Annotated in this window: 12 protein-coding genes, 1 tRNA gene and 3 pseudogenes; 5 read left to right on the plus strand and 11 right to left on the minus strand. The window is 64.4% G+C overall.

Translation table 11 applies throughout. The features are described from left to right. Positions 1 to 120: 120 nt before the first annotated feature. From CCX87_RS12375 to CCX87_RS12395, 5 genes and pseudogenes are all read right to left on the minus strand, one after another. Positions 121 to 1,305, minus strand: a pseudogene (locus tag CCX87_RS12375) (substrate-binding domain-containing protein). Between the two features lie 150 nt (positions 1,306 to 1,455). Next, positions 1,456 to 2,961: a sigma-54 interaction domain-containing protein gene (locus CCX87_RS12380; RefSeq protein ID WP_087746625.1), complete on the minus strand. Its 1,506-nt coding sequence runs from the start codon at positions 2,959 to 2,961 to the stop codon at positions 1,456 to 1,458. Between the two features lie 156 nt (positions 2,962 to 3,117). Continuing rightward, positions 3,118 to 4,638: a tripartite tricarboxylate transporter permease gene (locus CCX87_RS12385; RefSeq protein ID WP_087746627.1), complete on the minus strand. Its 1,521-nt coding sequence runs from the start codon at positions 4,636 to 4,638 to the stop codon at positions 3,118 to 3,120. Beyond that, positions 4,638 to 5,201, minus strand: coding sequence for a tripartite tricarboxylate transporter TctB family protein (locus tag CCX87_RS12390; protein WP_087746629.1), 564 nt, complete (start codon positions 5,199 to 5,201; stop codon positions 4,638 to 4,640). The genes CCX87_RS12385 and CCX87_RS12390 overlap by 1 nt, the downstream gene beginning before the upstream one ends. 141 nt (positions 5,202 to 5,342) lie before the next feature. Then, entirely contained in the window at positions 5,343 to 6,302 is a 960-nt protein-coding gene (locus tag CCX87_RS12395; RefSeq protein WP_087746631.1) for a Bug family tripartite tricarboxylate transporter substrate binding protein, read from the minus strand. A gap of 114 nt (positions 6,303 to 6,416) precedes the next feature. Here CCX87_RS12395 and CCX87_RS12400 point away from each other — a divergent pair, with 114 nt between their 5' ends. From CCX87_RS12400 to CCX87_RS12415, 4 genes and pseudogenes are all read left to right on the plus strand, one after another. Further along, complete coding sequence (locus tag CCX87_RS12400) at positions 6,417 to 7,106, plus strand: response regulator (protein ID WP_087746632.1); 690 nt, start codon at positions 6,417 to 6,419, stop codon at positions 7,104 to 7,106. A 47-nt stretch (positions 7,107 to 7,153) separates the two neighbouring features. Next, positions 7,154 to 8,563, plus strand: coding sequence for a sensor histidine kinase (locus CCX87_RS12405; RefSeq protein ID WP_087748312.1), 1,410 nt, complete (start codon positions 7,154 to 7,156; stop codon positions 8,561 to 8,563). Then, positions 8,560 to 8,976 carry an RNA-binding S4 domain-containing protein gene (locus CCX87_RS12410; protein WP_087746634.1) on the plus strand — a complete coding sequence of 139 codons (417 nt, stop codon included), beginning with the start codon at positions 8,560 to 8,562 and terminating at the stop codon, positions 8,974 to 8,976. Before CCX87_RS12405 ends, CCX87_RS12410 begins: the two co-directional genes overlap by 4 nt. A gap of 200 nt (positions 8,977 to 9,176) precedes the next feature. Next, positions 9,177 to 9,406 (plus strand): annotated as a pseudogene (locus tag CCX87_RS12415) (integrase core domain-containing protein); the annotation flags it as partial. A gap of 280 nt (positions 9,407 to 9,686) precedes the next feature. Here CCX87_RS12415 and CCX87_RS12420 read toward each other — a convergent pair. From CCX87_RS12420 to cysS, 6 genes and pseudogenes are all read right to left on the minus strand, one after another. After that, a tRNA-Ser gene (locus CCX87_RS12420) sits at positions 9,687 to 9,779 on the minus strand. A gap of 43 nt (positions 9,780 to 9,822) precedes the next feature. Then, positions 9,823 to 9,993, minus strand: a pseudogene (locus CCX87_RS12425) (ACT domain-containing protein); the annotation flags it as partial. A 66-nt stretch (positions 9,994 to 10,059) separates the two neighbouring features. After that, positions 10,060 to 11,022 carry a tRNA lysidine(34) synthetase TilS gene (gene tilS, locus CCX87_RS12430; RefSeq protein WP_087746636.1) on the minus strand — a complete coding sequence of 321 codons (963 nt, stop codon included), beginning with the start codon at positions 11,020 to 11,022 and terminating at the stop codon, positions 10,060 to 10,062. 111 nt (positions 11,023 to 11,133) lie between these two features. After that, positions 11,134 to 12,111, minus strand: coding sequence for an acetyl-CoA carboxylase carboxyltransferase subunit alpha (locus CCX87_RS12435; RefSeq protein ID WP_087746638.1), 978 nt, complete (start codon positions 12,109 to 12,111; stop codon positions 11,134 to 11,136). A gap of 82 nt (positions 12,112 to 12,193) precedes the next feature. Further along, positions 12,194 to 12,868, minus strand: a complete 675-nt coding sequence (locus CCX87_RS12440) for a DNA-3-methyladenine glycosylase family protein (protein WP_087748313.1) — start codon at positions 12,866 to 12,868, stop codon at positions 12,194 to 12,196. Between the two features lie 45 nt (positions 12,869 to 12,913). Then, a complete protein-coding gene (gene cysS, locus CCX87_RS12445; RefSeq protein WP_087746640.1) occupies positions 12,914 to 14,293 on the minus strand; it encodes a cysteine--tRNA ligase in 1,380 nt (459 codons plus the stop codon). A gap of 217 nt (positions 14,294 to 14,510) precedes the next feature. On the opposite strand from cysS, the gene CCX87_RS12450 reads away from it, so the two are divergent. Then, positions 14,511 to 15,074, plus strand: a complete 564-nt coding sequence (locus tag CCX87_RS12450; protein ID WP_087746642.1) for a tetratricopeptide repeat protein — start codon at positions 14,511 to 14,513, stop codon at positions 15,072 to 15,074. Positions 15,075 to 15,083: the final 9 nt, after the last annotated feature.

Genomic DNA, 15,083 nt, shown 5'->3' on the forward strand with positions numbered 1-15,083 from the left:
CATTGGCAGCGCATCCCCCTGGTTTTTTGACCAAAATACCATCTAGCGCTTATCCACAAAGCGCCTACAGCTACAAATAAGTGAGCACCCAGGCAACCCCGCAGGGCCGCCCGGCACCGGTCAGCGCTGGTTACGGATCGGCACGTTCATCTCTTCGGGCTTGATCTCGCGCACCAGTTCGGGCACGCCCCAGGCAAAGGCCGGGTCCACCTTGATCTTGAAGTGGTACATGCTTTGCAGGGCCTGGTGGTCTTCGCGCCTGAAGGTCATCTTGCCCTTGGGGGTGTCAAAGGCCATGCCTTCCATGGTCTTGATGAGTTTGTTGGTGTTGACATCGCCGCCCGTGGCCTTGAGCGCCGTGACCAGCGCCATGGCCGCGCTGAAGCCGCCGGCCGTAAAGAAGTCGGGTGGTGCCTTGAACTGCTTGTAGTGCGCGGACACCAGGGCTTCGTTCACGGGATTTTTTGGAATGCCGAAATAGTAGTAGGTAGCGCCTTCCATGCCCGGGAAGTTTCTGAAGCTGGCCATGGCGGGCAGGATGTTGCCGCCCGTGGCGATCTCGATGCCGTAGCGCTTCAAGTCCATGTCGGCAATCTTGAACGGGTTGCCCGCGCCGGCCCACAAGATCCAGATGACCTTGCGGCCCGGCTGGTCCTTGAGCTTATCGATCAGGCGCTGCGCACCGGCGGTGAAGTCGGTGGTGTTGGTGGGCAGGTATTCCTCATGCACGAGCTTGGCGCTCTTGATGGCGTCCTTGAAGGCTTTCACGCCGTCGCGGCCAAAGGCATAGTCTTGCGCAAGCGTGGCGACGGTCACACCCGGCTTGTCGATGGCCACGGCGTTGCTGATGGCGTCCTGGCTGCTGTTGCGGCCGGTGCGAAAGATGTACTTGTTCCACTTGTCGCCCGTGATGGCGTCGGCCACGGCGGGCTCGACCAGCAGGATCTTTTTGTATTCCTCGGCCACGGGCAGCAGGGCCAGCGCCACGCCGGAGGACGTGGGCCCCACCGCGATGTCGGCCTTGTCGTCCGAGTAGGCCGATGCCAGCAGGCTCTTGCCCAGGTCGGGCTTGCCCTGGTCGTCCTTCTCGATCACCACGATCTTCTTGCCATTGACCTGCATGGTGCCGCCGGTGGCGTAGTTCAGCCCCATCATCAGGCCGGTTTGCGTCTACTTGCCATAGGCTTCGAGCAGGCCGGTCTTGCTATAGACGTGGGCGATGCGGATTTCACCCGACTGGCTGAATACGGGGGCAGACAGTGTGGCGGCCAGGGTGGCCAGTGCGACCAGGGTGCGGCGTTGCATGGGATGGTTTCCTATTGTTTTGACTGAACATTGCACAGTTCGTGCCAATCATCAACCCATTGATTTATATGAATAAATTATTCAAACCGAATGAAAATGTCAGAATTCCAGACAAACAAAGTGCCTGAAATTCAGGCATTTGGCTGTTTTTTATTCAGGGTTTTCCAGACGCCCATACAGCGTGGCCCGCGAGATGCCCAACTGCCGCGCCGTGGCCTGTTTGTTACCACCATGGGCCTTGAGCGCCGCTGCAATGGCGCGCTGCTCCAGTTCGGCCACCTGCTTGGCCAGGGGGCGCAGATAGCACTCGTCGCCCAGCAGCCCGGCCTGCGCCAGGGCATCGCGCACGGGGGCCGCCGGCTCCACCCCCGCTTCGCGCAGGATGCATTCGAGCTGGTAGGCATCGATGGATTGCGAATCGCTGCGCATAACGGCCTGCTCCAGCACATTGCGCAGCTCGCGGATGTTGCCGCGCCAGGGCTGTCCGGCCAACAGCGCCAGGGCATCGGGCTGCAACTCGGGCGGCGCCGTGCCGTTGCGCAGCGCCAGGTCTTCGCCCAGCACTTCCACCAGCGCGGGGATGTCGCTGCGCCGCTCGCGCAGTGGCGGCACGCGCACCGGCAGCACATGCAGGCGATAGAAAAGGTCTTCGCGAAAGCGCCCTTCGCGCACCAGCGCCGCCAGGTCGCGCGAGGTGGCGGCCACCACGCGCACATTGAACGGCACCAGCTTGTTCGAGCCCAGGGGTTCGATCTCGCCCTCCTGCAGCGCACGCAGCAGCTTGGCCTGCAGGCTTTGCGGCATATCGCCAATTTCGTCGAGAAACAGCGTGCCGCCGTCGGCCAGCTTGAACTTGCCATCGCGCCCCTTGGCCGATGCGCCGGTGTAGGCGCCCGGCGCCACGCCAAAGAACTCGGCTTCGAGCAGCGTATCGGGCACGGCGGCAATGTTCACACTGACAAACGGGCCGCTGGCGCGGCTGGAGGCCGCATGGATGGCATGGGCCAGCAGCTCCTTGCCGGTGCCGGTTTCGCCCAGCAGCAGCACCGGGCTGGACGACTGCGCGGCACGGCGCGCCTGGCGCTTGACCTCGGATGCAGCGGGGCTCGACCCGACAAAGCTGGCAAAGGTGTATTTGGCGCGCCGCTCGCCATCGCCCGGCACCGCCAGCGAGCGGCTGCGCTGGCTGGCCAGCTCGCGCCGTGCATCATCGAGGTCGCGCTGCAGCAAGGCAAATTTGCCGATCAGCGGCTGCAGCGTGGTCTCGGGGTGGTCAAACAGCACGATGCCGATGGCACCGATCACGCGCTCGGCCTCGTCGCGCAAGGGAATGCGGCTGACCACAAAGGTGCCCGCCTTGTTGGTGAGCAAGTCGATCAGCACCGGCTGGCCGGTTTCGAGCACCCGGCGCATCTGGGTGTTGGGGATCACATCCTCCACCGTGCGGCCCACAAACTGGTCCACCGACGAGAACCCGAGGGCGGGCAAAAAGCGCTGGTAGCCCTCGTTCACCCAAACGATGCGACCGCTGCGGTCCACCAAAAACATGCCCTGGCTGACACTGGAGAACAGCTGAAACATGGAGCGCGCCGCCAGCTCCAGAATGCCTTGGGCATCCAGCGGCAGTGCAGGGGCTTCTTCGTTGAGCAAGGGCATGGCCGCGATGGTAGCGTGCTCTGGCCAGACGACGCTCCTGCGCTTGGGTGCAGGAGAGCTACCAAATTAATAGCTACCAGCGCTTATCCACAAAGGGCTTAAAGGCTATTTGGCTTGAAAATTGTTGTGGAATAGCCGCTCATCCACTCGCCAGGCTCAGGCATCGAGCTGCTGCAGGCGCGCCCGCTTGCGCTGCGCCAGGTGCTTGAAAAGACGCGGCAGGATCAGCACCGCCAGCACGATGATGAGCAGCGCGAGCGACATCGGACGCTGCACAAAGATGAGCCAGCTGCCCTCGCCGATCGACACGGCATTGCGCATCTGCGCCTCGGCCAACGGCCCCAGGATCATGCCAACCACCACGGGCGCCGTAGGAAAGTCAAAGCGCCGCATCAGCACACCCAGCATGCCAATGCCATACAGCAGGAACAGATCGAAGGTGCTCTGGCGCATGCCGTAGGCCCCCACCGTGGCAAAAATCAGGATGCCCGCATACAACTGGGGCTTGGGGATTTTCAGCAGCTTCACCCACAGGCCCACCAGCGGCAGGTTCAGCACCAGCAGCATCACGTTGCCGATGTACAGCGAGGCAATCAGCGCCCACACCAGCGTGGCCGAGGTGGTGAACAGTTGCGGGCCGGGGTTGATGCCGTAGTTCTGGAACGCGCCCAGCAGCACCGCCGTGGTGTTGGAGGTGGGAATGCCCAGCGTGAGCAGCGGAATCATGGCCGCCGTCACGGTGGCATTGTTGGCGGCCTCGGGCCCGGCCACGCCTTCGATCGCACCCACGGTGCCGAACTCGGCCTTGTCGGTTTCCTTGGCCAGCTTCTTTTCGGTGGCATAGCTCAGAAAGGTCGGAATCTCGGTGCCACCCGCCGGAATGCAGCCGAACGGCGTGCCGATCAGCGTGCCGCGCAGCCATGCGGGAAGGGAGCGCTTCCAGTCACGCGCGGTCATGTGCACGCGGCTCATGCTGTTGCGCGACTCGACCACGCGGCCTTCGTACATCGCCGCATACAGCACCTCGGCCACGGCAAACAGGCCCACGGCGACCAGCACGATGTCGATGCCGTCCAGCAACTCGGGCTTGCCGCCGGTGTAGCGCGCCGCGCCCGAAATCTGGTCCATGCCGATGCAACCGGCCGCCAGCCCCACGAACAGCGCCGTGATGCCGCGCACCGTGCTCTTGCCCAGCACCGCGCTCACGGTGGTGAAGGCCAGCACCATCAGCATGAAATATTCCGGTGGGCCCAGCTTGACGGCAAAGTCGGCCACATACGGGGCAAACAGGGTCACGACCACGGTGGCAATGGTGCCCGCCACGAATGAGCCGATGGCCGACGTGGCCAGCGCCGCCCCGGCCCGGCCGCTCTTGGCCATCTTGTTGCCCTCCATGGCCGTGACCATGCTGGCGGTTTCGCCCGGCGTGTTGAGCAGGATGGAGGTGGTGGAGCCGCCGTACATGGCACCGTAGTAGATGCCGGCAAAAAAGATCATCGAGGCCGTGACCTCGACCTTGGCCGTGATGGGCAGCAGCATGGCCACCGCCACTGCAGGGCCAATGCCGGGCAGCACGCCCACGGCGGTGCCCAGCGCGCAGCCCACCAGCGCCCACAGCAGGTTGGCGGGCGTGGCGGCGGTGGCAAAGCCCGCCATCAATGCATCAAAAATTTCCATCACAACCACCCGGTTTGCGTAAGCCCTGGCAGGTTGATGGCCAGAAACTGCGTGAAAGTCCAATAGACCGGCGCCGAGATCAGCACACCCGTCAACCCATCCACCGCCCAGGTGCGCGCGGTGCCTGCGTCTTGCCCCGCTGCCCGACGCAGCCCCTGCACCGCCAGCACATAGCACAGCGTGCAGCTCAAGATGAACCCCACCGTAGTGATGAGGGCGGCATTGAGCAACAGACCAGCCGACACCCACACAAAGGCCGGCTTGTGTGCATGCGCGGAACCATTGGGCTCTTCCATGTCGCGAAATCCGCCCGTTCGTGCCTCCCACAGCAGCACGCCGCCGCACAGCGCCAGCACGCCCGCCACCAGCCAGGGCAGGAAATTGGGGCCCACGCCGCCATAGCCCGCGTTCGATGGAATATTCAGGGCACCCAGCGCCAGTGCCGCTGCGGTCAGCAGCACGCCGACGCCCACCACGGTCTGCATGCGCAGGGCCGGCACGTTGCTGGCAACACCGGGCACGGCGCCCGGATCGGAAGAAGGAAGGGTTGTGGGATCAGACATGCGGGGTCTTTCTCAAGCCCTTGGGCACAGGGCGCCCAAGGTGCGCAATACGGCGCGCACCGCAGTGGATGCGCACAAAACCGCCGTGCGCCCGCCAGGGCCGTTGTACAGCACAGGGGCATCACGGCGCAGGGGCACGGCTCAGACCATGCCCGCCTTGACCATCGTGGCGCGCAGGCTGGCGAACTCGTTGTCCACAAAATTCGCGAACTCGTCGCCCGCCATCCAGGCCGGGGTCCAGTCGTTTTTCTCCAGCGATTCGGCCCAGCTCTTGCTCTTGACGGCCTTGGCGACCATGTCCGTCAGCGCCTTGCGCTGCTCGGCCGTGATGCCGGGCGCGGCATACACGCCACGCCAGTTGCCGATCTCCACGTTGATGCCCTGCTCCTTGAGCGTGGGCACCGTGGAGTTCTTGAGGCGCAGGCCCGAGGTCACGGCAATGGGCCTCATCTTCTTGGTGGCGATGTACTCGGCCATCTCGCTGTAGCCGCCACCGCCAATCGTCACGTTGCCGCCCAGGATGGCTGCAATCGCCTCGCCACCTCCGCGGAACGCCACGTAGTTGATCTTGGCCGGGTCCACACCCACTTCGCGGGCAATCATCGCCGCGGCAATGTGCTCGGTGGAGCCGCGCGAGCCGCCACCCCATTTCACGCTGCCGGGGTCTTTCTTGAGCTGGGCAACGACCTCGGCCATGCTCTTGAAGGGCGAATTGGCGGGCAGCACGAACACGTTGTACTCACTGGTCAGCCGCGCAATCGGCGTGGCTTGCGACAGGCTCACCGGCGGCTTGCCGGTGATGATGCCGCCCAGCATCACCGCGCCCATCACCATCAGGGCGTTCGGGTCGCCCTTGCTGGAGTTGACGAACTGCGCCAGGCCAATGGCACCGGCTGCGCCACCTTTGTTGTCGTAGGTGACCGACGATGCCGCCCCCGATTCGAGCAGCGCTTTGCCCAGGGCACGGCCCGTGGAGTCCCACCCGCCGCCGGGGTTGGCGGGCAGCATCATCTTGACGGCGCTGGCGGCATGGGCCGACGGGGGCAAGGCCCCGGCAGCAGCCAGCGCGGCCAGGGATTTGAGAAAGGTGTCGCGACGCATCGATGTCTCCTAATAGGGTTGGCGAACTGACCGATGATGCGCGCGCAGCCTGTCAAACGGCTGTCCGCACACTCAGGGAAAACACCAATGCCACGGCCCAGCGCGGTCGGTGCTATGGTGCCGCGCATGCAATTGCTTCTCGTCGAAGACGACCCCACCATGCAGCTCACGCTGCAGCGCGCATTGGCGCGCCGGGGCATGGAAATCACCGCCGTGGGCGACGGCCCGGCGGCGCTCAGCCAGTGGGTCGCACGTCCGCCAGATGCCGTGGTGCTCGACCTCACCCTGCCCGGCCTGGACGGCCTGCAGGTGCTGCAACAGGCCCGTGCCCGCGGGCTGCGCACGCCGGTGCTGATCCTCACTGCACGCGGCACCGTGGGCGACCGGGTGCTGGGCCTCAATGCCGGTGCCGATGACTACCTGCCCAAGCCGTTTGATCTGGACGAACTGGAAGCGCGGCTGCGCGCCCTGCTGCGGCGCAGCGCCGACCCCGCGCCTTCGGCAAGCCAATCCGTCCAGATCGGGGCCATCCGCTATGACAAGGACAGCGGCGCGCTGTACCACAACAGCGAGGTGATGGAACTCACACCCCGCGAGCTGGCGCTGATGCATGCCCTGCTGGTGCAGCCGGGCCATGCCGTGACCAAGGAGCGCCTCTATGAACTGGTGTTCCCCGGCCAGCTGGACGTGCAGTACGAAGCCATCGAAGTGGTGGTGTACCGCCTGCGCAAGAAACTGGCCGGCACGGGCCTGACCCTCATGACGCTGCGCGGGCTGGGCTACCTGCTCAGGGCCGATACGTGACCAGGCCCGCTGCGTTGCGCGCCCAGTCACTGCGGCGGCGGCTGCTGATGGGCATCCTGCTGCCGGTGGTGGCGTTCATCGCCTTCAACACGTTCAGCCTGTACCGCCAGGCCCTGGCCTCGCTGAACACCGCCTACGACCGCACCTTGCTGGCGTCGGCCAAGACCATCAGCGAACAGCTGGACGTATCGGGCTACGACGACGCGGCGCAGCTGCGGGCCGTCGTACCCTACTCTGCCCTGGAGGCCTTCGAGGCCGACAACCAGAGCCACATGTTCTACCGCGTCTCCACCCTGCAGGGCGAAATGGTCTCGGGCTTTGCCGAACTTGCGGCCTGGCACGGGCGCATTCCGGATCGCCCTCCCTATGCGGCACTGGTGGATTTCTATGACGACCAATTCCGCGGCGAGAACGTGCGCGTGGCCGTGCTGCTGCAACCCGTGGCCAGTGCCAATGGCCGCGGCATGGCGGTCATTCAGGTGGCGGAAACCCTGGAAATACGGCACACCCTGGCGCTGCAGATCCTGTGGAACACGCTGGCCCGGCAGGCGCTGCTGATTGCTGTGATTGCGCTCACCGTCGTCATCGTGGTGCAACGCGCCACGCGCCCGGTGCGCCAGCTCAGCCAGCAGCTGCAAGCACGCCCCGATGGCGACCTGAGTCCGATCGCAGCCAGCTCCGCCCCCCGTGAACTGCAACCCCTGATCGACAGCACCAACCAGGTCATGCAACGGCTGCAGCATCTGCTGCGCCACCAAAAACGCTTTGTGCGCGACACCTCGCACCAGTTGCGCACGCCGCTGGCCGTGCTCAAGACGCAGGTGCAGTCGGCCCTGCGCGGCGATGTGCCCCAGCACCAGGCACTGCAGGAGATCAGCAACACTGTGGACCGTGCCACCCAACTGGCCAACCAGATGCTGGCCCTTGCCAAGGTCGAGCAGCTGCGCCAGCAAAGCGCGCCGCCACCGACACGGTTCGACGATATCCTGCGTGCCGTGGCGCTGGACCTGTCACCCCTGATCGCGCAGCGCGATCTCGACTTTGGCATCCATACCGAGCCGGCAACGGTATTTGCCCACGAATGGATGCTGCGCGAGCTGGCCCGCAATCTGCTGCACAACGCAATCCGCCACGCACCGCAAGGCAGTGAACTGTCGGTCAACCTGCGCTGCGCCGATCACCAGGCGGTGCTCTGCATAAGCGACCATGGCAGCGGCATCGACGACGAATTGGCCGCACGCCTCTTCCAGCCCTTCTCTGCGGGCGACGTGCGCACCGGCAGCGGCCTGGGCCTGGCCATCTGCCATGAGATCGTGCAGACGCTCGGCGGCCGCATTGCGCTGACCAACCGCACGGAAGCGGGCCGTGTGGCGGGGCTGGACGCCATCGTGCACCTGCCGCTCAACCCGCCCGCTCCCAACCTGTCCAACGCCACCACGGCACAATCGTCCCCATGAATGCCCCCGATACGATGCGACTGGACAAATGGCTGTGGTGCGCGCGGTTCTACAAGACCCGCAGCCTGGCCACTGAAGAAATCAGCAAGGGCCGCGTCACCGTCAACGGCCACCCCGCCAAGGCCGCCCGCGACCTGCGCTGCGGCGACACCGTGGCCTTGCGCCAGGGCCCGGTGGCACGCACGGTGCTCGTACGGGGCTTGAGTGGTGCACGCGGCCCGGCACCGGTGGCCCAGCAGCTGTACGAGGAAACCGCCGACAGCATCGCCGCCCGGGAAAAAGCCGCCGAACAGCGCCGACTGGCGCCCGAGCCAGCCTCGGCATTGCAAGAAGGACGCCCCACCAAACGCGACCGACGCAACATCGACCGCGCCCGGAACTGGGGCGACCGCTGGAGCGCATCCGTCGAGTAAATGACACACCGCCCACGCTGCACCTTCGCGGGCGCCGCCAAAATCGGCATAGGGGGCAGCCGTAGTCGGCTGCGCCCCTGCCCCCCGGCATGCGGGTCCGCTCCGGGCGGTTCGAGAGTTTGAGATCATGAGAGTCTGACTCGACCCAGCTGACCGAACCAGGCGATAGTCAGAACGCTGTTCAAGAACCAGGGCGCATTGGCAGCATGAGCCGAAAGGGCAATTGCTGGGACAACGCAGTGATGGAGCGCTTCTTTCTAAGCCTGAAGATAGAGCGCGCGTTTGGCAACGCGACCATGCCAACCACGCAAAGGCGCAGTGCGACATTGCCGACTACATCGTGGGCTTCTACAACAACGTTCGGCTGCACTCGACGCTGGGGTACTGCTCGCCCAACCAATTCGAGCTGCAACACCTGGCAACACAATGAATTTGTAAATTCTCCTATCGGAATGCCCGGAAAAACCTGACCATGACAGTGTTGAAAACCAGCCCAGCAGCCATGATTGAGGATGTAGAACGCCGGATGAATGCAACAAGCAAAACCCGCACATCCTCAGCGTGAAGGGTTCCGCCCCACCTCTCCCCTTCCCGTGCAATCAAGTGCAGACAGCACTAGATAGGGGCCTTCCCTACCGGCTCAGTTTTGGATGGAAAAACAAGCCACCAAAGAAAAAAGCCTAAGTGAATCAATCACTTAGGCTTTATCTTGGCGGAAACGGAGGGATTCGAACCCTCGATGAGGCTCTACACCCCATACTCCCTTAGCAGGGGAGCACCTTCGGCCACTCGGTCACGTTTCCAATCCGTCTATTATGCCTCATTTCAGAGGCAATTCTGGCGGCTTTAAGCGGCGGTCTGGTCGAGTTCGAAGGTCTTGCGCTGGCTGCGCACGGCCAGTTCCATGTGTTTTTCGTCGATGAACACCGAGGTCTTGATTTCGGAGGTGGAAATCATCTGGATGTTGATGCCCTCTTCACTGAAGGTGCGGAACATCTTGCTGGCCACGCCCACATGACAAAACTGGAACCGCAGCGCGGGTTGGACAAGTGTTTTGGTACGCCGCCGCTTTTCGTGCGGTTGTTAAACCAAACCCTTGGGGTTGTACCAATCGAGCTGCAGCCCCGATCGCACCACGAACCCCCGTCCCACCTTGATGTGAATGCGATGGCCGCGCGTGCTGCAGGCGGCCAGCTGATCCAGCAACTCCTCGAGCTGCGCCGTGGTGGGCGTGGTGGCATGCACCACACGCAGCCAGTGGCGCAGCACGTTGGCCTGGCGTGCACGACTCATCGCTCGCAAGGGCGCCAGTTGCGGGGGCGAGCCCACCTGCAACAGGTCTTGTTGCGCCAGCTCCAGCAACAAAGCATTGGCCTGGGCGGCGTGCCCGGATGACCGTGCAAACGTGTCCCGGAACGACGGGAACGCGGCCTCCAGTGCGGGCAGCAGTTGCGCCCGGATGCGGTTGCGCGTGAAGCGCTCGTCGGTGTTGGTGGGGTCTTCCACCCAGCTATGTCCCTGGGCGCGCAGCCAGTCGCGCACCTGCCCCCCCGCCACACGCAGCAGAGGCCGGTGCCAGCCAATGCCGCCGCGCTCCCAATGGGCGGGCATGGCGGCCAGCCCGGCCACGCCGGCGCCGCGCGACAAGGCCAGCAACAGCGTCTCGACCTGGTCATCCGCATGCTGCGCCAATGCTATTGAAACAATAGCTTGCTGCACTCGACTGGCTTGCGCTACAGCCTCAAAAGCCTTGTATCTTGCCTGGCGCGCGGCGTCTTCGGGGCTTTCGCCCGGTGCGTGGCGTGCATCGACGCGCAGCACGGTCAGCGGCACCTGCAAGCGCTCGCACAATGCGCGGCAATGGTGCTCGAAATCGTCGGCCGCGGCCTGCAGGCCGTGGTGCACATGGATGGCCTGCACCTGCCCCGGCCATTTTTGTGCGCAGGCCAGCAGCAGCGCCGTCGAATCGGCACCACCGCTCAGCCCCACCGCCAAGGGCAATGCGGGCGAAAAGGCAGCGATGGCGGCGTCGAACGACTGCGTCATGGCGCGCCCGTTTGCACCGGCGGAACCAAAGCACCCGCACCAATGCAAAGGCCCCTTGCGGGGCCATGGCACGGGGGCAGGCAGAAGGCTGCGGCCTTCTCCACCACGGGTTCAGCGGCTGTCGGCCTTGGTGTCCGTGAATCGGCCATAGCTTTGCAGACGGTCGTAGCGGCGATCCAGCAGGTCTTTGGTCTTGAGGTCGGCCACCTGGCGGAACGCGTCGCCCAGGGCGCGCTTGAGGAAAGCGGCCATCTGCTTGGGATCGCGGTGGGCGCCGCCCACCGGTTCGCTGACGATCTTGTCCACCAAGCCCAGCGCCTTGAGGCGGTGCGCCGTGATGCCCAGGGCGTCGGCCGCTTCCTGGGCCTTGTCGCTGGTCTTCCAGAGGATGGAGGCGCAACCCTCGGGGCTGATCACCGAGTAGATGGCGTACTGCAGCATCACCACCTGGTCGCCCACGCTGATGGCCAGCGCACCGCCAGAGCCACCTTCGCCAATGATCGTGGTGATGATGGGCACTTCGAGCTGCGCCATCTCGAAGATGTTGCGGCCAATGGCCTCGGACTGGCCGCGCTCTTCGGCGTCGATACCAGGGTAGGCACCGGGCGTGTCCACAAAGGTGAACACGGGCAGCTTGAACTTTTCGGCCGTCTTCATGAGGCGCAGGGCCTTGCGGTATCCCTCGGGCTTACTCATGCCGAAGTTGCGCATGGCGCGCTCCTTGGTGTCGCGCCCTTTCTGATGGCCCAGCACCATGCAGGCGTGGCCGTTGAAGCGCGCGAGGCCGCCCACGATGGACAAATCGTCCGCGTAGTGGCGGTCACCGTGCAGCTCAACAAAGTCGGTGAAGATGTCGCGCACGTAGTCGAGCGTGTAGGGGCGCTCGGGGTGGCGGGCAATCTTGGTGATCTGCCAGGGGCTCAGCTCACTGTAGATGTCCTTGGTGAGCTGCTGGCTCTTCTTGCTGAGCTGGTCGATTTCTTCCGAGATATCGACCGCGCTCTCGGTCTGCACGTAGCGCAGTTCTTCGATTTTGGATTCGAGTTCGGCAATGGGTTGCTCGAAATCCAGAAAGGTCTTTTTCGCCAACGTATTTCTCCTTGGGTCGCGCCCGCGGTGCCTCTGGTGCGAGGCCCGTGTTGCAACCGGTTCATGCCTGATGAAACGGACCTCAATAGGCCACAGGCAACGGGTCGAGCGATCGCCAAATATACCAAGTCGCCACGCTGCACCAGGGTTTCCAGGCCTCGGCCACCTCGCGGGCATCGCTGCGACTGACCGGATCGCCCGAAAAATAGTTCTTGCTGATGCCGTTGATCAGGCCCACGTCGTCCAGGGGCAAGACATTGGGCCGCATCAGATAGAAGATCAGGAACATCTCAGCCGTCCAGCGGCCAATGCCGCGGATGGCCACCAGTTCGGCAATGATGGACTCATCGTCCATGGCCGCCCAATCTTTGACGTGCAGCTTGCCCGCATCGAAGTGCAGCGCCAGGTCCACCAGATAGTCCACCTTGCGGGCCGACAGCCCCGCCGCGCGCATGTCGTCGATCTTGAGCTTGAGCACATTGCCCGGCTTCATGCTGCGCGGCAGTGCGGCAAAGCGCTCCCACACGGTTTGCGCCGCCTTCACCGAAATTTGCTGCCCGACGATGCTGCGCGCCAGCGTGGTGAACGCGTCGCCGCGCGTTTGTAACGCCGCGTCACCAAACTGGGGAATCAGGCGCTTCATTACCCGGTCCTTCTTCATCAGGTGCTTGCAGGCCTCGGCCCAGTAGTCGGGCGTGGCCAGCGCCGGGCTGGACGGTGTGAGCGCCTCGGTCGCTACATTTTTAGAAGCTGCCACTGCGCGCCCCATCTGCCCTAGAGGCGCATTTCATGTTGAAAATTGTCACTGCGCGGCTTCCCAGGTCGTTCCAGCGGCCGAATCCTTGAGCACGATGCCCTTGGCCAGCAGGGCATTGCGGATGCGGTCAGCCTCTGCAAAATCCTTGCCCGCCTTGGCGGCAGCGCGGGCCGCAATCTGCGCCTGGATGTCGGCTTCGTCAAAAAAACCTGCACCGGCCTGCAAAAAGGCCTTCGGATCGCCCTGCAGCAGCCCCAGGCAGCCCGCCAGCGCCTTGAGCAGGCCCGCCAGTTCGGGCGAGCGGGTCTTGTTGACCTCGCTGGCCAGGTCGAACAGCACGGCAATCGCCTCGGGCGTGCCAAAGTCTTCGTCCATGGCCGCCTTGAAGCGGGCGGCATGGGGCTCGGCCCAGTTGATGGCCACCTCGGCCGGTGCGACCAGGCTAAGCGCCGTGTACAGCCGCTTGAGGGCCTGGCGTGCGTCGTCAAGGTGCGCGTCGCTGTAATTGAGGGCACTACGGTAATGGGCGCGCACGATGAAAAAGCGCACCGTCTCGGCGTCGTAGCTCTTGAGCACATCGCGGATGGTGAAGAAGTTTCCGAGCGACTTGCTCATCTTCTCGTTGTCCACGCGCACAAAGCCGTTGTGCACCCAGAATTTCGCCAGCGGCTTGCCCGTGGCGCCTTCGCTCTGGGCGATTTCGTTCTCGTGGTGGGGGAACTGCAGGTCCGCGCCGCCGCCGTGGATGTCGAAGGTTTCGCCCAGCGTGGCGCAGCTCATGGCCGAGCATTCGATATGCCAGCCGGGGCGGCCCGTGCCAAAAGGGCTGTCCCATTTGGCTTCGGGCGGCTCGCCCTCCTTGGCGGATTTCCAGAGCACAAAGTCGAGTGGGTCTTCCTTGCCATCCTGCACTGCCACGCGCTCGCCGGCACGCAGCTCGTCCAGCGACTTGCCCGAGAGCTTGCCGTAGCCCGCAAACTTGCGCACCGAGTAATTCACGTCGCCGTTGCTCGCGCGGTAGGCCAGGCCTTTGCCTTCCAGCTGGCCGATGAGCGAGAGCATCTGCGGCACATATTCGGTGGCGCGGGGCTCGACCGATGGCGGCTCGATGCCCAGCCGGCCGATGTCCTGGTGCATGGCGTCGATCATCTCGTCGGTGAGCTGGCGGATGGTGATGCCGCGCTCCAGCGCCCGCTTGATGATCTTGTCATCAATGTCGGTGATGTTGCGCACATAGGTCACGCGGTAGCCGCTGCTTTTGAGCCAGCGCTGCACCACATCGAAGGCCATCATCATGCGGGCGTGGCCGATGTGGCACAGGTCGTAAATGGTCATGCCGCACACATACATGCGCACATGGCCAGGTTCGAGCGGGGAAAAATCCTCCAATGCACGCGACAGCGTGTTGTAGATGCGCAAACTCATGGGGTTTCTGTAACGGGAGACTTGGTGGGGAACGGGTGAAGCCAGTTCACCCTGCAGCGAAAGGGACGGGCCCCGCGAGGGGATGCGCCCAGCCTCGGGCGCCCAGCGAAATCACCAGCGGCGACAGCGCACCGTCATGACAACCCCCTCAGCTACAATCCGCCGAAGTATAAGCCCCGCCCGGCGCCGGACAGTGCCCACCCCTCCCCTACCCGCCATGAAGCAAGCCTGCCGCACCCTCCCACGACTTTTGCGCCTGCTGGCCCTGACCGCATGGCTGGGCGCAGGCATGGCCCACGCCAGCGACTACGTCGAAATCACCCAGTTGCTCAAGTCCGGCAAGGCCGCCGAAGCCCTGGGCAAGGCAGACCAACGCCTGACGGCCGCCCCGCGCGATCCGCAGTTGCGCTTTTTGCGCGGCGTGGCCCAGACCGACGTTGGCCAGACCGACGCAGCCATCACCACCTTCACCCAGCTCATCCAGGAATACCCCGAGCTGCCCGAGCCCTACAACAACCTGGCGGTGATCTACGCCAGCCAGAACCAGCTGGACAAGGCCCGCACGGCACTCGAGATGGCGGTGCGCAACAACCCTGCGTACGCAGCGGCGCACGAAAACCTGGGCGACATCTACGCCCGGCTGGCTTACCAGTCCTACGCCAAGGCGCAGCAGCTGGAGGCCAACAACCCCGCCGTCCAATTGAAACAGGCCCAGCTGCGCGAGCTGTTCCAGCCCGCGCCTGCCCGTGCCGCGGCCAAGCCAGCAGCCTCACGCCCCTGACACCACCGC

The sequence above is a fragment of the Acidovorax sp. T1 genome (assembly GCF_002176815.1).
In the GTDB taxonomy this organism is placed as follows: domain Bacteria; phylum Pseudomonadota; class Gammaproteobacteria; order Burkholderiales; family Burkholderiaceae_C; genus Acidovorax.